Source organism: Actinomadura geliboluensis (assembly GCF_043197915.1).
In the GTDB taxonomy this organism is placed as follows: domain Bacteria; phylum Actinomycetota; class Actinomycetes; order Streptosporangiales; family Streptosporangiaceae; genus Spirillospora; species Spirillospora geliboluensis.
Genome location: NZ_JBICUA010000018.1, coordinates 102488 through 120980, shown reverse-complemented (window position 1 = coordinate 120980; position 18493 = coordinate 102488). Strand labels below are relative to the sequence as shown.

The 18493-nt window shown below is 72.0% G+C and carries 15 protein-coding genes; 5 read left to right on the top strand and 10 right to left on the bottom strand.

Annotation, left to right across the window (positions count from 1 at the left end; all coding sequences use genetic code 11):
- The first annotated feature begins 399 nt into the window (after positions 1 to 399).
- On the top strand, positions 400 to 1038 hold the full coding sequence (locus ACGFI1_RS40900; RefSeq protein ID WP_392793034.1) for a maleylpyruvate isomerase family mycothiol-dependent enzyme: 639 nt from the start codon (positions 400 to 402) through the stop codon (positions 1036 to 1038).
- A gap of 182 nt (positions 1039 to 1220) precedes the next feature.
- Here ACGFI1_RS40900 and ACGFI1_RS40895 read toward each other — a convergent pair whose 3' ends face one another.
- Positions 1221 to 2162, bottom strand: a complete 942-nt coding sequence (locus ACGFI1_RS40895) for a D-alanine--D-alanine ligase family protein (protein WP_392793033.1) — start codon at positions 2160 to 2162, stop codon at positions 1221 to 1223.
- 67 nt (positions 2163 to 2229) lie between these two features.
- Positions 2230 to 3462 carry an aminotransferase-like domain-containing protein gene (locus tag ACGFI1_RS40890; protein ID WP_392735841.1) on the bottom strand — a complete coding sequence of 411 codons (1233 nt, stop codon included), beginning with the start codon at positions 3460 to 3462 and terminating at the stop codon, positions 2230 to 2232.
- A 261-nt stretch (positions 3463 to 3723) separates the two neighbouring features.
- Here ACGFI1_RS40890 and ACGFI1_RS40885 point away from each other — a divergent pair, with 261 nt between their 5' ends.
- Positions 3724 to 4341, top strand: a complete 618-nt coding sequence (locus ACGFI1_RS40885) for a GNAT family N-acetyltransferase (RefSeq protein WP_131943541.1) — start codon at positions 3724 to 3726, stop codon at positions 4339 to 4341.
- Between the two features lie 103 nt (positions 4342 to 4444).
- On the opposite strand, the gene trxA is transcribed toward ACGFI1_RS40885, so the two are convergent.
- Positions 4445 to 4759: a thioredoxin gene (trxA, locus tag ACGFI1_RS40880; RefSeq protein WP_138641208.1), complete on the bottom strand. Its 315-nt coding sequence runs from the start codon at positions 4757 to 4759 to the stop codon at positions 4445 to 4447.
- A 208-nt stretch (positions 4760 to 4967) separates the two neighbouring features.
- On the bottom strand, positions 4968 to 5921 hold the full coding sequence (trxB, locus tag ACGFI1_RS40875; RefSeq protein WP_138641207.1) for a thioredoxin-disulfide reductase: 954 nt from the start codon (positions 5919 to 5921) through the stop codon (positions 4968 to 4970).
- A gap of 141 nt (positions 5922 to 6062) precedes the next feature.
- On the opposite strand from trxB, the gene ACGFI1_RS40870 reads away from it, so the two are divergent.
- Positions 6063 to 6635, top strand: a complete 573-nt coding sequence (locus ACGFI1_RS40870; RefSeq protein WP_364550453.1) for a dienelactone hydrolase family protein — start codon at positions 6063 to 6065, stop codon at positions 6633 to 6635.
- Between the two features lie 135 nt (positions 6636 to 6770).
- Here ACGFI1_RS40870 and ACGFI1_RS40865 read toward each other — a convergent pair whose 3' ends face one another.
- From ACGFI1_RS40865 to ACGFI1_RS40840, 6 genes are all read right to left on the bottom strand, one after another.
- Positions 6771 to 7538, bottom strand: coding sequence for an anti-sigma factor family protein (locus ACGFI1_RS40865; protein ID WP_301176749.1), 768 nt, complete (start codon positions 7536 to 7538; stop codon positions 6771 to 6773).
- Positions 7535 to 8158 (bottom strand): RNA polymerase sigma factor SigM, encoded by a 624-nt coding sequence (sigM, locus tag ACGFI1_RS40860; RefSeq protein WP_171069408.1) that lies wholly within the window; start codon positions 8156 to 8158, stop codon positions 7535 to 7537. The genes ACGFI1_RS40865 and sigM overlap by 4 nt, the downstream gene beginning before the upstream one ends.
- Before the next feature lie 169 nt (positions 8159 to 8327).
- Positions 8328 to 9917, bottom strand: coding sequence for a protein kinase family protein (locus ACGFI1_RS40855; protein ID WP_301176748.1), 1590 nt, complete (start codon positions 9915 to 9917; stop codon positions 8328 to 8330).
- A gap of 231 nt (positions 9918 to 10148) precedes the next feature.
- Positions 10149 to 11765 carry a murein biosynthesis integral membrane protein MurJ gene (gene murJ / locus ACGFI1_RS40850; protein WP_387069155.1) on the bottom strand — a complete coding sequence of 539 codons (1617 nt, stop codon included), beginning with the start codon at positions 11763 to 11765 and terminating at the stop codon, positions 10149 to 10151.
- Positions 11766 to 11877: 112 nt separating this feature from the next.
- Positions 11878 to 14430 carry a DUF6049 family protein gene (locus tag ACGFI1_RS40845; protein WP_392793030.1) on the bottom strand — a complete coding sequence of 851 codons (2553 nt, stop codon included), beginning with the start codon at positions 14428 to 14430 and terminating at the stop codon, positions 11878 to 11880.
- Positions 14431 to 14540: 110 nt separating this feature from the next.
- Positions 14541 to 15215, bottom strand: coding sequence for a YbaK/EbsC family protein (locus tag ACGFI1_RS40840; RefSeq protein WP_387068773.1), 675 nt, complete (start codon positions 15213 to 15215; stop codon positions 14541 to 14543).
- A gap of 379 nt (positions 15216 to 15594) precedes the next feature.
- Between ACGFI1_RS40840 and ACGFI1_RS40835 the strand changes: the two genes are divergently transcribed.
- Together ACGFI1_RS40835 and bioA are read left to right on the top strand one after the other, a co-directional pair.
- Positions 15595 to 17172 carry a CCA tRNA nucleotidyltransferase gene (locus ACGFI1_RS40835; RefSeq protein WP_392793028.1) on the top strand — a complete coding sequence of 526 codons (1578 nt, stop codon included), beginning with the start codon at positions 15595 to 15597 and terminating at the stop codon, positions 17170 to 17172.
- Positions 17169 to 18482 (top strand): adenosylmethionine--8-amino-7-oxononanoate transaminase, encoded by a 1314-nt coding sequence (gene bioA / locus ACGFI1_RS40830; protein WP_392793026.1) that lies wholly within the window; start codon positions 17169 to 17171, stop codon positions 18480 to 18482. The genes ACGFI1_RS40835 and bioA overlap by 4 nt, the downstream gene beginning before the upstream one ends.
- Positions 18483 to 18493 lie beyond the last annotated feature (11 nt).

Genomic DNA, 18493 nt, shown 5'->3' with positions numbered 1-18493 from the left:
CCCGCCCCCCCCCCCCCCCCCCCCCCCCCCCCCCCCGTCAGACCGCCGTGGTCCTGGACGCGCCTTCTGTCGCTCGACGGCCTCGAGTGCGCTGGAGTTGCTCGTGGAGTTGTGGCGCGGGCCGTCATGCGTCAGGGCGAGCTTGTCGGGCTGCTGTCGTCGATGCTTCGGTGCTACCTCGTGGGCAGTCCTTCGTGTGGGGCGCTGGGTGACTGGTGGGGTGCCTCGGTGGGAGTGAGTCGTTCCCTCGGGTGTGAAGTCTCTGGGGGCTGGGGCGGGGTGTTGTTGGGGGTGGGCTTTGGGGATTCTTGGTGTGGTTGGGCGCTGGACCTCTGGGGTGGTGGGCCGTATGTTCCGGCGGAGAGCATGTCTCGCGGAGTTCGGCCCTGGGAGGCTCGGTTGGATCGCGAAGAGATGTGGCGGCACATCGGGGAGCAGCGTTCGGCGGTTGCGGACGGCCTGACGGAGCTTCGGCCGGACGAGTGGGAGCAGCCGTCGCTGTGCGAGGGGTGGCGGGTGCGGGACGTCGTCGCCCATGTGGGGCTGGGGGCGGAGATCACGTTGGGCACGGCGCTGCGGGAGCTCGTGCGGGCGCGCGGGGACTTTCACGGGATGATCCGGGAGACGGCGATCGAGCGTGCGGCGCTGCCTACCGAGGAGCTGATCGCGATCGTGCGGAAGGGTGCCCTTCTGCGGCGGCGGGCTCCCGGGACTACGACCAAGGAACCCTTGCTGGACATCCTCGTCCACGCGCAGGACATCTTCGCTCCTCTCGGGCGCGAGTTCGCGATGCCGGTGGAGCCGGCGTTGGTGGCGGCCGATCGCATCTGGCAGATCCCTGCGCCCTTCGGATTCGGTGCCAAGAAGCGTCTTCGCGGACTGCGCGTGCAGGCCACGGACGTGCGGTGGGTGCGGGGAGATGGTCCGACGGTGTCCGGTCCGCTCAAGGCCGTCGTTCTTCTGCTCGCTGGACGCGAGACTGCGGCACTCCCGCATCTGTCGGGAGAGGGGCTGGGGATTCTGGCCGCGCGTAGTTGAGAGCCCTGTGCTTCTTGCGTTGAGCGCCGCATGCTCATTGGGCCTTTGCGCTCCTCCGGGAGGTCTCTGCTCCGGAGGTTGCCGTCGCCTATTTGGGTGCGTGGCTTTGTGTCGAGGGCTGGGGTGGTCGGCCCTGTTTCACGTGAAACGGGGTAGCGCGGTGGAGCGGCTTCTCGGGGTGGTCAGGCCAGGCGGGACTGGAGGAGAGACTCGCAGACCTCGCCGAGGTCCAGGCCGGCGACGCTGACGGCGCGGGGGAGGAGGCTCGTCTCCGTCATGCCGGGGGCGACGTTGACCTCCAGGAAGTGGACCTCGCCGTCCGGGGAGACGATGAGGTCGGTGCGGGAGATGTCGCGGAGGCCGAGGGTGCGGTGGGCGGTGACGGCGGCGGCCGTGGCGCGGGCGGCGGCGTCCGGGGACAGGCGCGCGGGGGTGATGAACTCCGTGTCGCCGGCGTCGTAGCGGGCCGTGTAGTCGTAGAGGCGGCCCGGGGTGACGATCTCGACGGCGGGGAGCGCGGTGGGGACGCCGTCCTGCTCGATGACGCTGACGGCCACCTCGGTGCCGGAGACGTAGCGCTCGACGAGTGCCGCGTCGCCGTAGGCGAAGCAGCTGACCATGGCGGCGGACAACTCGGACGGTTCGTGGACGACAGAGGCGCCCAGCGCGGAGCCGCCGCGGGTCGGCTTGACGAACAGGGGCAGGCCGAGCGCATCCACGATGCGAGCGAGGACGGACGCCGCGCCGAGGTCGTGGAAGACCTCCTTCGGGAGGGCGACGGAGTCGGGCGTCCGGAGGCCGGCGCGGCGGACCACGGACTTGGCGGTCGGCTTGTCCCAGGCGACACGGCAGGCGTCCGGACGGGCGCCGAGGTAGGGCACGCCGACCAGTTCGAGGACGTCGCGGATCGAGCCGTCCTCCCCCGAGGCGCCGTGCAGGACGGGGAAGACGATGTCCGGCGGGTCGTCGGCCAGCGCGTTCAGGAGTGTCGCGTCGGCGTCGCGTAGTTCGACCGGGATGTCGCGGGCGCGCAGCGCGTCGGTGACGCGGCGGCCGGACCGGAGCGACACCTCCCGCTCGTACGACAGACCTCCGGCGAGGACGACGACATGCCCGAGTTCCACCGCTGGTGCCCCTCTTGGATGGTGTGGTGCGCGCCGGGCGCCCCGGCGCGCGTTTCACGTGAAACCGTCAGACGACGTCCGGCCCCGGCGTCTGGACGCCGGTGGACGCGCTGCCGACGGCGCCGCCGAACGTGTCGCGGAGGCTGATCTCGTTCTCGACCACCGTCGCGAGCCGCCGGACGCCCTCCCGGATCCGGTGCGGCTCCGGGAAGCAGTACGACAGCCGCAGGTGCCGGTGCCCGTCGCCGTCCGCGTAGAAGCCGGTTCCGGGGACGTAGGCGACCCGCTCGGCGATCGCGCGCGGAGCCATCGCCTTGGAGTCGAGCCCCTCGGGGAGGGTGAGCCAGACGAAGAAGCCGCCGGCGGGGCGCGTCCAGGTGCAACCCTCGGGCATCCAGTGGTCAAGGGATTCCAGCATCGCGTCACGGCGCGCCCGGTACAGCTCGCGGAAGTCCTTGATCTGCTCCCGCCACGGCTGTGTGGCGAGGTACTCGCGGACGGCGAGCTGGGAGAAGTTCGACGGGCACAGGATCGCGGACTCGGCGGCCAGGACGAGCTTGGCCCGCACCGCGTGCGGCGCGAGCACCCAGCCGACGCGGAGGCCGGACGCGATCGTCTTGGAGAACGAGCCGAGGTAGATGACGCGCTCGGAGTCGTCCGCGCGCAGCGCGCGCATGGGCTCGCCGTCGAAGCCGAGGAGCCCGTACGGGTTGTCCTCGACGACCAGGATGTCGTACTCGGCGCAGATCTCCAGGATCTGCGCGCGGCGGGCGGTGGTGAGGGTGACGCCGGCCGGGTTCTGGAACGTCGGGACGGTGTAGAGGAACTTGACGCTGCGCCCCTGGGCGCGGAGGGAGGCGAGCGTCTCGCGGAGCGCGGACGGGATGAGCCCGGCCTCGTCCAGCGGGACGTGCACGACGTCGGCCTGGTAGGACGCGAACGTGCCGAGCGCGCCGACATAGGACGGGGCCTCGGCGAGGACGACGTCGCCCGGGTCCACGAAGATCTTGGTGATGAGGTCGAGCGCCTGCTGCGCGCCGACGGTGACGACCACGTCGTCCGGGGACGCGTGGACGCCCTCCAGGGACATGACCTCGCAGATGTGCTCGCGGAGCTTCTCGTCGCCCTGCGCGGACCCGTACTGCAGCACCTCGGCGCCCTTGCCGGCGACGAGCTCGCCGATCATCTCCCCGACGGCGTCGAGGGGGAGCGCGGACACGTAGGGCGCCCCGCCCGCGAGGGAGACGATCTCCGGCCGTGCGACCATCGCGAACAGGGCCCGGATCTCGGACGGCACCATGCCGGCGGCGCGGGCGGCGTAGCGATCGGCGTAGACGTCCGTACGCGAATGCTGTTCCACGAGGCACCTCCGGGTGTGATGACTTCCCTGCAAACTACGCCATCGCGGCCGCGCCGGACCGCTTCGGGTGTGGCGTGCCGCCGGGTTGGGGAAACTCCTGTCCGATACGATGCCCGCGGGTCCCGGTTGGTTGCCGGGTAGTTCCGCCGTCACGGGTTCCAGGCCCGGCGGGCGAGGTTCGAGGCAGGGGGTGCCGACCCGGTGTCGCGTCGTCTCGTCAACATCACGCTGGACAATCTCGACGATCTGCCGCATCGCTGTCGCGGTTGCGTGTTCTGGGAGCTTGATCCGGTCAGCCGGGACCGTGCGCTGGAGAGCGGCGACTCGGGCCTGGAGAAGGAGGCGTGGATCTCCTCGACGCTGCTGGAGTGGGGCAGCTGCGGCAAGATCGCGTACGTGGACAACGTCCCGGCGGGGTTCGTGATGTACGCGCCGCCGCTGTACGTGCCGCGCTCGGTGGCGTTCCCGACGAGCCCGGTCAGCGCGGACGCCGTGCTGCTGATGACCGCGCACATCCTGCCGGAGTTCGCGGGCGGCGGCCTCGGCCGGATGCTCGTCCAGGGCGTCGCGAAGGACCTGACCCGCCGCGCGGTGAAGGCGATCGAGGCGTTCGGCGACCTGAAGGGCGAGGAGGGCGGGTGCATGGTGCCCGCCGACTACCTGCTGTCGGTCGGGTTCAAGACCGTCCGGCCGCACCACCGGTATCCGCGGCTGCGGCTGGAGCTGAAGTCGGCCCTGTCGTGGCGTGAGGACGTCGAGGTGGCCCTGGAACGGCTGCTGGGCTCCATGACACCGGAGGGGGCGCTACGACCCGTCTGAGGCGATCTGAGCCGGTTTGCACGTGTGGCCCGCACTCCATCGCGGAGTGCGGGCCACACGCTTTCGCGCTCGCCGCGGGAGACGGAGAGGCGGCTCGGAAAGCTCAGATGAACTCGGCGAGGTCGCGGAGCAGGGCGGCCTTCGGCTTGGCGCCCATGATCTGCTTGACGACCTCGCCGTCCTTGTAGACGTTCATCGTCGGGATCTGCATGATGCCGTACTGCTGCGGCACCGTCGGGTTCTCGTCGATGTTCATCTTCACGATCTCGATCTTGTCGCCGTGCTCCTTGGAGATCTCCTCCAGGATCGGCGACACCATCCGGCACGGGCCGCACCACTCGGCCCAGAAGTCGACGAGCACGGGCTTGTCGTTCTTCAGGACCTCGGTCCCGAAGTCGGCGTCGGTCACGGCTTTCATGGTTCTCCTTCTGTTTCGCGCGACGGACGGGTCCCCGACCCGATGCCGCCCGTGCCTGCGGAATCAAGACCCGCCCGGGGAGCGGGTCAGTGTGTACAAGAGGCCGCGGCCGGTCGATCGGACCGGTCGCCGGCGGCTGGACGCGACCGGTTCGAGATTCCGACCGGCCTCGGCCTTGGCGGCCGGGCCGGTCGGTTCGCGGGACGCGTCAGGCTTGCGCGACGGTCTCGGCGGCGTCCTGGTCCTGGAGCCAGCGCTCGGCGTCGATCGCCGCCGAGCAGCCGCTGCCGGCCGCCGTGATCGCCTGCCGGTAGATGTGGTCGACGACGTCGCCGCAGGCGAACACGCCCGGGATCTTCGTCCGCGTGGTCGGCGAGTCGACCAGCAGGTACCCGTCGGTGTCGGTCTCCAGCTGGCCGTCGAACAGCTCGCTGCGCGGGTCGTGCCCGATCGCGATGAACAGCCCGGTGATCTCCAGCGGCGACTCGGTCCCGTTCTTGGTGTTGCGCACCGTGACGCCGGTGACCCGGTCGTCGCCCTGGATCGAGACGACCTCGCTGTCCCACAGGAAGCGGATCTTGTCGTTGGCGAACGCCCGGTCCTGCATGATCTTGGAGGCGCGCAGCTCGTCCCGGCGGTGGATGACGGTGACCGTCCGGGCGAACTTCGTCAGGAAGATCGCCTCCTCCATCGCGGTGTCGCCGCCGCCGACGACCGCGATGTCCTGCTCGCGGAAGAAGAAACCGTCACAGGTCGCACACCACGACACGCCGCGCCCCGACAGCCGCTTCTCGTCGGGCAGGCCGAGCTCCCGGTACCCCGACCCGGTCGCCACGATGACGGTCCTGGCCAGGTAGGTCTCGTCGCCGACCTTGACGACCTTGGGGTCGGCGGTCAGGTCGACCTCGGTGACATCGTCGGTGATCAGCTCGGCGCCGAACCGCTCGGCCTGCTTGCGCAGGTTGTCCATGAGGTCGGGCCCCATGATCCCGTCGGGGAAGCCGGGGAAGTTCTCCACGTCGGTGGTGTTCATCAGCGCGCCGCCGGCCGTCACCGACCCCTCGAACACCAGCGGCTTCAGGTCGCCGCGAGCCGCGTATACGGCGGCCGTGTAGCCCGCGGGCCCGGACCCGATGATGATGACGTTACGGACGTCGCTCACTGTTCTGCGCCTCTCCTCGTTGGCCGTCGGTGCCGCACGTACCGGCCTGCCAGTCGCGTCAACCGATCCTAGGCCCCGGGGATTCCCGGGACACCATGACCGGCCGTCCTACCAGGTGGTGTGCCCTCTAGGGTGTGGTGCATGGCACGCATCCTGCTCCTCCACTCGATGTACGGGCTGCGCCCGGCGGTGCACCAGGCGGCGGACCGGCTCCGCGCGGCCGGGCACGAGGTCCACGTTCCCGACCTGTACGACGGCCGGGTCGTCGACACGGCCGAGGAGGGGTTCGCGATCAAGGAGGAGATCGGCCGGGACGAGCTGCTGCGCCGCGCCGTGCACGCGGCGGCGCCGCTGATCGGCGATGGCGGCCTGGTCTACGCGGGCTTCTCGCTGGGCGGGTCCATCGCCCAGAACCTCGCGTTCGCCGACGAGAGGGCCGGCGGGCTGCTGCTGATGCACGGCACGTCCGACATCGCGGAGGACGCGTCCACCGAGGTCCCGGCGCAGCTGCACGTCGCCGACCCGGACACCTGGGAGCCCGTCGACTGGCTGAACGCCTGGTACCTGCGGATGCGCAAGGCGGGCGCGGACGTCGAGGTCTTCCGCTACCGGGGCGCCGGCCACCTGTTCACCGACCCCGACCTCCCCGACTACGACGCCGACTCGGCGGAACGCGCCTGGACGATCGCCCTGGCCTTCCTCGACTCCCTCTGACCTCGCCCCGCCCCACGACACGAGCACCGCGATGCGCCCGGCACCCGGCGCGGGTGGCGTGGTCAGAGGTTGTAGGGACGTGGGGGGACCGGCCGTTCTCGGGGGTGGGTCCGAGAACGGCGGGTGTGGCGCGCGTCAGGCGTTCTCCAGCTTCTTCAGGACGTGCTGGTTCTGGGCGGAGCAGGTCGGGCCGACCACCCAGATGTTCCATTTGCCGGTGCCGACGCCGTGGACGGCGATGACGATCGCCGGGGCGCCCTCGTACTGGGCGTTGTCGACGAGGACGGGCGTCAGACCGCGGGTGACGCCGGTGACGCATCCCTTGAGCTGTGCGGACGGTGCGTCCGACGCGCTCTTGAGCCGCTGGCCGTCGGCGAGCAGCCGGTCGACCTGGGCGCCGAGGGTGCCGGCGCGGTAGTCGGTGCCGCTGCGGGCGACCGTGAAGGCCCCGGCCGGGGCGGCGTTCGGGGCGACCCCGTGTGCCGCACCTGATTGGTCGGGATTATCCTGCGCGGGCGTCGACGCCTGACCGTGGTCGCCGCTCACGTCGTCCAATGCCATCGTGCCGACCATCGCGCCGCCGCCGACGACGATCACCGCCGCCGCGGCCGCGGACAGTATCCGCCAATGCCGCCTTCCGCGCCGCTGCTCCATGCTCACCACGGTGGCGCTGTGCATGGACTCCGCGGCGATGGCGGTGTCGATGCGCTCGGCCAGTTCGGCGGGCATGGACGGTACGGGTGCCTCCGCCAGGATCCGGGAGACGTCCGCAAGGTCGGCGGACAGCTCACGGCATTCGGCGCAGGTGTCGAGGTGCGCGTTGACGGAGGCGGCTTCGTCGTCTTCGAGCAATCCCTCGGCCAGGTCGGCGAGGACCTCGTAGTCATAGTGTGCGGGGTTCACTTGGGCATGCCACCTCCTTCCACACCTCCGACGTTTTTGCCGTCCCGTCGGTTCCGGTGGTGGGTGAGAAGGGGCGCGAGACGGGCGCGCCCGCGCGCGCACCGGCTCTTGATCGTTCCGGGTGGAACCTCCATGACCTGGGCCGCGTCGTCGACGGAGTAGCCCATCATGTCGACGAGGACGAGGGCGGCGCGCTGCTCGTACGGCAGCTGCTCCAGGGCGGTGCGGACGTCGAGGGACACCCCGTGCGCGTCGGTCGGGTCGGGCATCTTCGGCGCGACGGCGTCGAACGTCGCGTCGTCGCCCATCGGCGTCGCCGGCCGGACGGATTTGCGCCTGATGCGGTCCAGGCAGGCGTTCACCACGATGCGGTGCAGCCAGGTCGTGACGGCGGCGTCCCCGCGGAACCGCCCGGCCGCGCGGAACGCCGACAGGCAGGCGTCCTGCAGCGCGTCGGCCGCCTCCTCCGGGTCGCCGAGGGTGCGGACGGCGACGGCCCACATGCGGTCGCGGTGCCGGTGGACGAGTTCGGCGAACGCGTGCGGGTCCCCCTGGGCGTGGCGGGCGAGGAGCTCCTTGTCGGGCACCTCGCCGACCCGATGCATGCTCACCGAGGTCATGAGCGACCGCTTTCTCGTTCGGGACGCCCGCTCGGTGCCGGAAGTCCGCGACCGGCTGCTGGGGTTGGCACCACAGATTCCTGGGGGCGAGGGGACATTCTGCTCACAGGCACGATACAGACAAGAGCAACTCCACGTCACAGCCCTTGTGCACAGTGCGGACGACGGGTCAGCCGGCGGCGCCGTAGACGGTGACCTCCCCGAGCCTGCCCTTGAGGGACGTGGGCAGGGTGGTGAACCAGACGAGCACGTACTGCCCGGTGGCCTCGGGGGACGCGGTGATGGTCAGCTCGCCGCCGGTGGCGGGCTGCTGGCCGATGCGCTTGAGGTCGCCGGGGGACTTGGAGTCCCCGACCCTGACCTGCAGCATCCCGCCGCTCTCGGACGAGTAGATCTTGACCTTGGCGACCTTGACCGGCTTGCCCATGTCGAGCAGGACGCCCATGCCCTTGGAGTAGTTGCCGAACTTGGCGTCGTTGTAGCTCTGCGTCTCCCACGAGCCGCTCGGCTTGCCGTCGATGACCGATTCGACGCCCTTGCCGATGGAGGTGTCGGGGTGGCCGGGCTTGGAGTCCTGGAGGGCCTCGGCGCCCACGGCCTGCAGTTTCACCGTGGTCGGCGCGGGCGGGGCGCTCGTCTTGCCGTTGTCGGTGGGGCCGCCGCCCTCGGGCTCGCCGCCGCCGGTGCCGGTCAGCGCCCAGGCGCCGATGCCGACGATGACGGTCAGCGCGGCCGCGGCGACGCCGAGCAGCGCGCGGTTCGCGGGGCGCTTGGACGCGCCGTGCCCGTGCGCCGGCGCCGTGCGGGTGGACGTGGACGCGGGCGGCGGAGGCGGCGGTGCGTGCTGGGTGCGCGGCGGCGGGACGTGCGAGGCCGGCTCGGGGGGCCGGTGGGGCTGCGTCGCGGCGGGCGGCGGGTTCGCGGGGCGGCGGGCCGGGGCGGGGCGCGGGGACGGCGGCGCGGCGTTGCCGAGCCCGGCGAACAGCGGCAGCGGGGTGCGCGGGACGCCGCGCAGCGCCTTCGCGAGGTCGCCGGGCGAGGCGATCGGGTCGGCCTGCATCCCGGGGCCGATGCCGAGGCAGCGGCAGACGATGGCGTCGACGGCGTGCGAGATGCCGGCCTGCACCTGCCGGGGCGCGTGCGGGACCCCGTCGGTCGCGGGCGCGGCGGGCAGGTCGGAGAGGTCGGGGTCGCCGGGCCAGTGCGCGGTGAGCGCCGCGTACAGCATCCGGCCGAGGCCGCGGACGTCCTCGGCGGCGGGGTCGGCGGCGGTGCGGTCGTGCAGCACGGCGTCGGTCGCGATGCCGAGGATCTTGACGGTGCCGCCGGTCGTCCACACGAGGTCGCGGGGGGTGAGGCACAGATGCGACAGCCCCGCGGCGTGCGCGGCGGCGACCGCCTCGGCCGCCTCGTACAGCAGGGTCGCGGCGCGGCCGGGCTCCAGCGGGGCCTTGCCGAGCATGCCCTCCAGGGTCTCGCCGGCCACCCATTCGCTGACGACGTAGGCGCTCTCGCCCGAGTCGTCGGCATCGAACACCTGGGTGCAGCGGGGGTCGGTCAGCCGGCTGGCCGACCGCGCGGACGTGACGGCCTCGGCGATCCGGGGGAACTCGGGATCGAAGGTGCGGACGGCGACCGCCCGCGCGAGGATCTCGTCGATGGCCTTCCAGAGCGACGATCCACCGGAATCGCTGATGCGCTCTTCGAGGCGGTAGCGGCCGGCGAGACGCGTGCCGGGCTCGATGACTGACGTGCTCACGGCAACGTCCTGCACAGGTGGTCAGATCCCATGTTCGTGGCGTGGCAGCTTACGCCTCCGACCCTCCTCTTTGCGTTCCCCAGGGTGTCGCCCCGCAAGCCGTAGTCCCCCACATGGTAGTGCTTACTCGCCTGAGTGGCCGCCTTATCGCCGCGCGTCCTTTTTTACTTTGGGAGGTGTTCGTCTTCCCGTCCGGCTACTGCCGCACCGGAGGACGGCGGTCTACGGTGGTCAGCGGCCGGGCAGCCGCCGCGCGAACGTCGCGATCGTCGTCTGGATCTCCTCCACCCGCATCAGCTTGGCGAACAGCACGTACAGCAGCCCGCCGCCGACGGAGCCGACGACCAGGGTGACCAGCGCGGGGAGCAGCGACGACGTGCCGCCGGCGGCCGCGTCCGCGACGGTGTGGGCGGCGTAGCCGAACCCGATCAGCGGCCAGACCGCGACGAGCAGCTTCAGGTGGCCGGTGGCGATCCGCCGGCCGTCGATGCCGCCGAGCTTGCGGCGCAGCACCAGCCAGCAGGTGACGGTGCCGACCACGTTGGTGAGCGCGAACCCGCCGGCGATGCCGACCACGATCCACTTGACGCCCAGGACGTTGTAGGCCGTGAAAGCCAGCGTGATGTTGCACGTGGTGACGACGAGGCCGATGAGCGCGGGCGTCCGGGTGTCGCCGTGCGAGTAGAAGACCCGCAGCATCAGCTGGTAGATCGAGAACGGCACGAGCGCGATCGCGAACATCTGCATGACCCGCGCGATGACGAGGGCGTCGTCGGGCGAGGTGTTGCCGTGCGCGAACAGCACGGTGGTGATCTCCGGGCCGAGCACCAGCATCAGCGCCGCCGCCGGCATGATGATCACCGAGGAGAGCCGCAGCCCGCTGGAGAACGCGGCGCGCACGTCGGCGGTCTTGCCCTCGGCGGCGAACCGGCTCATCCGCGGCAGCAGCGCGGTGATCACCGAGACGCCGACGATCGCGTACGGCAGCTGGAAGAGCTGGTAGGCGTTGAAGTACGGGGTGTAGCCGTAGCCCTCGCCGAATCCCGCGTTCGCGGCGTTCTTCCCGGCGGCGTTCGTCAGCGCGGTGACGACGGCGAGCGCGGCCTGGGTGGCGATGACGTACAGCAGCGTCCAGCCGGCCATGCGGCCGACCTCGCCGATCTCGCCGCGCTTGAAGTCCAGCCGGGGCCGCCAGCGGAACCCGACGCGGCGCAGCGACGGCCACAGCGCGATCGTCTGCAGGACGATGCCGCCGGTGGTGCCGATCGACAGCAGCATGAGCTGGGAGTCGGTGATGTTGGACGGGTCGACGCGGCCGGTGGTGATCGCCAGGAACGCGCCGCCGACCGCGATCACCACGATGTTGTTCAGCACCGGCGCCCACATCGGGGCGCCGAAACTGCCGCGCGTGTTCAGGATGGCCCCGGCGAACGCGCCGACGCCGTAGAAGAACAGCTGCGGCAGGAAGAACCGCGCGAACAGGACGGCGACCTTGCGCGAGTCGCCGTCGTAGCTGCCCGCCAGGACGTCGATGAACAGCGGCGCGCACAGCACCGAGACGACGGTGAGGACGCCGAGGCCGATCACCGCGAGGGTGAACACGCGCTGCTCGTACTGCTCGCCGTAGGTGCGGTCGCGCTGCTTGGCGCGCACCAGCAGCGGGACGATGACGCTCGTCAGGATGCCGCCGAGCAGCAGGTCGTAGATCTGGTTGGGGATCGTGTTGGCGGTGTTGTAGGCGTTCGCCAGCAGCCCCGTGCCGAGCGCGGCGACGATGACGGCGGTGCGCAGGAACCCGGTGATGCGGGACGCGAGCGTGCCGATCGCCATGATCGCGCCGGAGCGCAGGATGCCGCCGGACGTGCCCTTCCCGCCGCCGTCCCCGTCGCCCTCACCGGGCGGGGGGACGGGTGTGTCGACGACCGTCTCCGCGACGGGCGCGCCGCCGGGGACGGGAAGGTCAATCGCCGTCTCGGCGGCGACGTTGCCCGCGCCGGGCGGTCTGCCCGTCGGCGGCGGGCTCGGGTATCCCGCCGGGTTCGGCGCGGTCCGCGGCGGCGGACCCTGCGGCCCCGGCCCCTGGGGGCCGTGCGGAGGCGGACCCGGGGGCCGCTGGGGCGGACCCTGGCGGGGCGCCTGCGGCGGACCCTGTGGATATCCCCGGCCCGGCGGCGGGCCCTGAGGTGGGGGGCCCTGAGGTGGGGGGCCCTGAGGCGGGGGACTCTGGGGTGGCGGACCCTGCGGCGGCCGGCCCTGCCCCGGATACCCCGGGGAACTCGGCGGCGGGTACCCCGGCCCCTGGGAACCCGGGACCTGGGAACCCTGTCCCCCGCTCCCCTGGTCCCGCCGATCCCATTCCGGTCGACCCGTCACCGGCTGCCTCCGCTTTCCGGCGGCGCCTCGCTCTGATGGCCCGCACTCCGACGCCCCCGAAGAGTACGGCAAGTCCGCCGCCGGTGATGAGCAGTGCGAGCCGCCCGTAGCCGGTGACGTTCACGGTGATGGACTCGCCGGTCCCGTACGTCCGGCGGGGCGAGCCCGGGGTGCGCAGCTCCAGCTGGACGTGGAAGTTGCCGTTGCCGGCCGCCTGCGCGGGGATCCACCGCTGGGCCTTCTGCCCGGGCTGCAGCTCGATGATCGCGTCCTCGGGCTCCAGCCGGCCGAGCCTGAGCTTGGCGCTGTTCTCCGAGGTGGCGACGAGGTGGACCTTGACGGCCTGGTCGGGCAGCCTGTTCTCGATGAGCACGGGCAGGCGGCCCGAACTGCCGCCCATCAGCACCCGCTTGCTCTTGGCGGTGACGATGCGGACCTGGTTCATGTCCGCCGCGAGCTCGTCCTTCAGCTGGTTGCGGGCCGCCCGCGCGTGCCGGGCCGACGTCCGCCACGCCGCCGACTCCAGGCGCAGCACTGACCGCTCGTAGGAGATCTTGGCCGGGCCGGTCATCACGGCCTGGAACGTCGCGGCCTCCTCGGCGATCTCCTGCACCTGCCGCAGGTGCGCGTCGCCGATCTCGTACTGCTGGTAGTCGTCGGAGTAGCCGTTGAAGACGCGGCCCTGCGGCGCGACCGACTCGATCTTGCTGAGCGGCACCGCGCGCAGCCAGCCGGCCTTCTTGGTGTACCTGAGCAGGTTCTTCGCGACCCCGCCGGCGGGGTTCCAGTAGCGGTCGGGGGCGACGACGAGGGTGCGCTGCCGGTTCGGCGCCTCCGCCGCGATCATCGCGGTCTCGGCCAGGAAGCGCTGCTCGCCGAGCAGCCCCCCGGAGGCCGTCTGGGACCCCTCGCTGACGATCTGGTTGATCTTCTCGTCGTAGAGGAGCGCCTTGCGGTCGCCGTAGTGGGTCGGGAGGGTCGTCGTCGCGTTCGGCAGCGCGCCGGCCGCCGGGTCCTGGAACTGGGAGCTGCTCATCAGGAACGAGCCGCCGTTCTTCAGGGCGTTCTTGGCGAGCTGGTCGACCGTGCCGGGACCGGCGGCGCCGGCCGGCGGCCAGGCGACACGGGCGTTCGCGGCGCGTCCGAGCACCTGCGTCGCGACGCCGGTGTTCCGCTCGGCGAACGCGTCGGCGATGTCGCGGGGCGTCTTGCGGCGGACGAGGGCCACGACGTCCGGGTCGGCGTAGGGGAGGACGAAGTACGGGTCCTTCTTGCTGGCGTTCTTCAGCGCGGTCAGCCAGGCCGCCGCGGCGGCGTTCTTGCCCTTCTGGACGCCCTTCTTCGCACCGGGCGCCCGGACCGTGTAGTCGCCGGCCGCCATCTGCCGGACGTCGTCCAGCAGCGCCGGGTCGATCGCCCAGGTGACGGGCGTGTCGGTGGCGGCCGCCGCGTCGACGAGCCCGTTCAGCCGCCCGCCGGCCGCCACGTCCGCGGCGAGGTCGTCGTCGAGGAACGTCCGGTCGTTGGTGCGGTGCATCTGGTCGGCGAGCGGCAGCACCCAGCCGACCGACACCGGGGTGAACCGGCGGTCCTTCGGCATGAACGTCAGGAAGGTCGTGATGCCGCCGACGACCTGCTGCGCGGAGTTCAGCACCTCGACGCCGACCGGGTAGACGCCGGGCGTGCCCGTCGGGGGGCGGAGGCCCAGCTGCTTGACCGTGGTCTTGAATGTCCAGCTCTGCTTCACGCCGGGCGCGGCGGCGCCGGGGAGCTGCTGGACCGGGCCGACGTTCGGCAGCGCGTTCGGTGCCGCGGCGGCGTACTGGTCGAGCTGGCTGCGGCTGGTGACGGGCTGCGCGCTGTACCGGAGCCGCAGGCTGAGCCCGGGCAGCTGGTGGTCGGTGCGGTTCTTCGCCAGCCCGGAGATCTCGATCCGCGACTTCTCGTTGACGCTCTTGGGGTCGACCTTGCTCAGCGCCATGGCCACCTGCGCGCGCGCCTTGCTCTGCGCGGCCGCCTGTGCGCGCGCCTGCGCAGGGGCGTGCCGGGCGAGGGCCGGGGACGCCAGCGTCGTCGGCGCCGCCATGGCCATACAGGGCAGCAGAGCGGCCAGCGCCACCGCGCGTTTGACCGTCCTCACGCCTTACCGGCCGCCTCAGGACGGCGGGCGAACATTTCCCGCACCACGGCTCGATGGTAGTCCGTCGCCGTGTTCGGTTTCTCCGCTCTCGGCACCGGATGTCGTCGTGCTCAGGCGCCGGAGCGGGCGGTCTCGGGTTCGCCGGCGGGCGGCGCCGCGGGAGCGGGGGCGGGCGGGGCCGCGGGGGACGGGAGGGACGCGGCGGGCAGCAGGTCCATCGGCTTCGCGTGGCACAGGGCGTACAGGGAGCCGCCCCGGATCCCGAGGGCGGTCGACGCCTCTCCGGTCGCGGTGTAGACGACGTCGTCGGTGTCCAGGCCGCCGGCCAGCAGCGGGTCGATGAGGAGCGGCATCGAGTCGGGCAGCAGCAGCGGGCAGACGAGCCCGGCCGCGTATTCGGTGACGGCGTTCACGAGGTCGGGGTGCGCGGGCCGGGCGGCGCGGGCGCCGACCGCGCGCCGGACCGCCTCGGCCGGGAGCCGCCGGCCCGCCGGGACGATCACGCCCGCCAGGAAGCGGCGGCCGCGCCGGCCGCCGTCGCTCGCGTGGGCGCCGTCGCGCCCGAGGACGCCGTCGCCCGCGCGTCCGCCCTCATATGCGTGGACACTCTCGCCCGCCCTGCCGCCCTCGCACGCGTAGACGCGCGTCACCAGGCACCGTTCCGCCGGGAGCCCGAGGGCCTTCGGGAGTTCGTCGGCGGTGGTCATCGCGACGGGCAGCCGCACGATCTCGTGCAGGATCTCCCATTCGAGCAGCGCGCGGTGGATGGCGAGAGCGTCCTTCATGTTGGGCTCCATCCCGCGGGGGTCTCCCCGCTCACCCCCGGAACTGGTTTCGCTGTGTCCCCGTGCTTCGCACTCTGTGGGGGATATCCCCACATACCCGGAACGAGTGGCCTAACTCGCGTCATACGTCACGTAAACCCTTGTGATGCGCCTCAGCCGCACGTGCGGCGGACCGGGGCCCTTGGGATCCCGCTACCGTTGTCGTGCGGGAGGTTCACCGGCGGTCGCGCTGGCGTCATCGGGGTGCCCAGAACGTAACCCGGAGATCGCGGCATGTGAAGGGGCGCGTCCGGCTCCGGCCCCGCAAAGGCTCTCGCGCGGACCCCCGCCGATCGCCATAAAGTCCTTTGTCAGCCCGTCAATCAAGGAAATACGCTCGATGGCCGTGCCCAACCAGAACGTGACCCCAGAGTCCTCGCGGCGCATCGCGATCGCCGAGCTGCTGCGCGGCATCGCGCCCGTCGCCGACGACCTCGGCGCCCTGTTCGCGGCGGCCGGTCACGAACTGGCGCTGGTCGGCGGGCCGGTGCGGGACGCGCTGCTGCGCCGTCCGACCAAGGACGTCGACCTCACCACCGACGCGCCGCCCGAGCGCACCCTGGAGATCATCCGCGACTGGGCGGACGCGCACTGGACGATCGGCATCGAGTTCGGCACGGTCGGCCTCCGCAAGAGCGGCGTCGAGCTGGAGATCACCACCTACCGCAGCGAGTCCTACGACCCGAAGTCCCGCAAGCCGGACGTCTCCTACGGGACGTCCCTCGTCGAGGACCTCCGCCGCCGCGACTTCGCGGTCAACGCGATGGCGGCGCGGCTGCCCGGCCACGAGTTCGTCGACCCGTTCGGCGGCCTCACCGACCTGCAGCGCAAGGTCCTGCGGACGCCCGGCAGGCCCGAGGACTCCTTCAGCGACGACCCGCTGCGGATGCTGCGCGCCGCCCGCTTCGCCTCGCAGCTCGGCTTCACCGTCGCGCCCGACGTCGTCCGCGCGATGAAGGACATGGCTGGCCGCATCGAGATCGTCTCCGCCGAGCGGATCCGGGACGAGCTGTCCAAGCTGATCTGCGGCCGCTACCCGCGGCAGGGCCTGGCGCTGCTGGTCGAGACCGGCCTCGCCGCGCACGTCCTGCCGGAGCTGCCGATGCTGCGCCTGGAGATCGACGAGCACCACCGGCACAAGGACGTCTACGAGCACTCGCTGATCGTCCTGGAGCAGGCGATCGCGCAGGAGCAGGACGGGCCCGACCTCGTGCTGCGCCTCGCGGCGCTGCTGCACGACATCGGCAAGCCGAAGACGCGCCGGTTCGAGGCGGGCGGCCGGGTGTCGTTCCACCACCACGAGGTCGTCGGCGCGAAGATGACCCGCAAGCGGCTGACCGCGCTGCGCTACCCGAAGGACGTCATCAACGAGGTGTCCCGGCTGGTGGAGCTGCACTTGCGCTTCCACGGCTACGGCACCGGCGAGTGGACCGACTCCGCCGTCCGCCGCTACGTCCGCGACGCCGGGCCGCTGCTGTCCCGGCTGCACAAGCTGACCCGCGCCGACTGCACCACCCGCAACAAGCGCAAGGCCGACCGGCTCCGCCGCACCTACGACGACCTGGAGCAGCGGATCGACCGGCTCGCGGAGGAGGAGGAGCTCGCCGCGATCCGGCCGGAGATCGACGGCAACGAGATCCAGGAGATCCTCGGCATCGGGCCGGGCCCGCTCGTGGGCCGGGCGTACAAGTTCCTCCTCGAACTCCGCCTCGACCGCGGCATGGTCGGCAAGGACGCCGCCGCGGCGGAACTCCGCCGCTGGGCCGCCGCCGAGGGCCTCCTCCCGGACGCCGGTGCCGACGCGGACGCGAAGGACGGCGTGACCTCCGACGCCGACGGGCCGCCCCCGTCCTCCGGGTCGGCCGTGAAGGGCGACGCGGACGGAGCGGCTCGCGCGGACGGGGAGGGCGAGGCGTGATTCCGCTGCAACTCGGGCGGATGAGCCCGCGGGAGACCGAGCGGATGCTGGCGTTCGACCAGGAGCACATCTGGCACCCGTACGCGCCGATGCCCGCGCCGGCGCCCGCGCTGCCGGTCGTGTCGGCGGACGGGGTGCGGCTGACGCTCGCCGACGGCACCGAGCTGATCGACGGGATGTCGTCGTGGTGGGCGGCCGTGCACGGGTACAACCACCCGAAGCTGAACGCGGCCGTGACCGGGCAGCTCGGCAAGATGGCGCACGTGATGTTCGGCGGGCTCACGCACCCGCCGGCCGTGCGGCTCGCGGAGCGCCTCGTCGAGCTCACGCCGGAGCCGCTGACGAAGGTGTTCTTCGCCGACTCCGGGTCGGTCGCGGTCGAGGTCGCGATCAAGATGGCGCTGCAGTACTGGCGGTCGCAGGGGCGCCCGGAGCGGCACCGGCTCCTCACCGTCCGGGGCGGCTACCACGGCGACACGTTCGGCGACATGGCCGTCTGCGACCCGGTCACCGGGATGCACCACCTGTTCGGCGACGTCCTGGCGAAGCACGTGTTCGCACCGCCGCCCCCGCTCGGCTACTCCGCCGAGCCCGACGAGGCGTACCTGGACGAGCTGTCCCGGCTCGCCGAGGAGCACACGGGCGAGCTGGCCGGGATCATCGTCGAGCCGATCGTGCAGGGCGCGGGCGGCATGCGCTTCTACGCGCCGGAGTACCTGCGGGCGCTGCGCGACGTCGCCGACGAGCACGGCCTGCTGCTGATCCTGGACGAGATCGCCACCGGGTTCGGCCGGACGGGCGAGCTGTGGGGTTGCGACCACGCGGAGGTCGCCCCGGACATCATGTGCGTTGGCAAGGCCCTGACCGGCGGATACATGACGATGGCCGCCACCCTGTGCACCGACGGCGTCGCGGAGGGCATCTCGTCCGGGGAGGCGGGCGTGCTGATGCACGGCCCCACCTACATGGCGAATCCGCTGGCCGCGGCCGTCGCGTCCGCGTCCATCGACCTGCTGCTGTCCCGCGACTGGCGTGACGAGGTCGACACCATCGAGGCGGTCCTGACCAGCGAGCTGCACGACGCCGCCGACTTCCCGGGGGTCGCGGACGTCCGCGTCCTCGGCGCGATCGGCGTCGTGGAGGCGCGGGAGCCGGTGGACGTCGCGGCCGTGCAGGAGATCGCCATGGCGCACGGTGTGTGGCTGCGCCCGTTCGGCAAGCTCGTCTACACGATGCCGCCGTACGTCTGCACGGAGGACGAGGTGCTGCACATCGCCGCCGCGATGCACGCCATCGCGGAATCCCTCTGACCGACGTCGGC

Excerpts from the sequence above, each read along its gene's own strand:
- ACGFI1_RS40890 (WP_392735841.1), bottom strand. The coding sequence starts at position 3,462 with ATGGTGCCGTCCGAGATCCGGGCCCTGTTCGCGATGGTCGCACGGCCG.
- trxA (WP_138641208.1), bottom strand. The coding sequence starts at position 4,759 with ATGAAAGCCGTGACCGACGCCGACTTCGGGACCGAGGTCCTGAAGAAC.
- ACGFI1_RS40870 (WP_364550453.1), top strand. The coding sequence starts at position 6,063 with ATGGCACGCATCCTGCTCCTCCACTCGATGTACGGGCTGCGCCCGGCG.
- sigM (WP_171069408.1), bottom strand. The coding sequence starts at position 8,158 with ATGACCTCGGTGAGCATGCATCGGGTCGGCGAGGTGCCCGACAAGGAG.
- ACGFI1_RS40840 (WP_387068773.1), bottom strand. The coding sequence starts at position 15,215 with ATGAAGGACGCTCTCGCCATCCACCGCGCGCTGCTCGAATGGGAGATC.
- ACGFI1_RS40835 (WP_392793028.1), top strand. The coding sequence starts at position 15,595 with ATGGCCGTGCCCAACCAGAACGTGACCCCAGAGTCCTCGCGGCGCATC.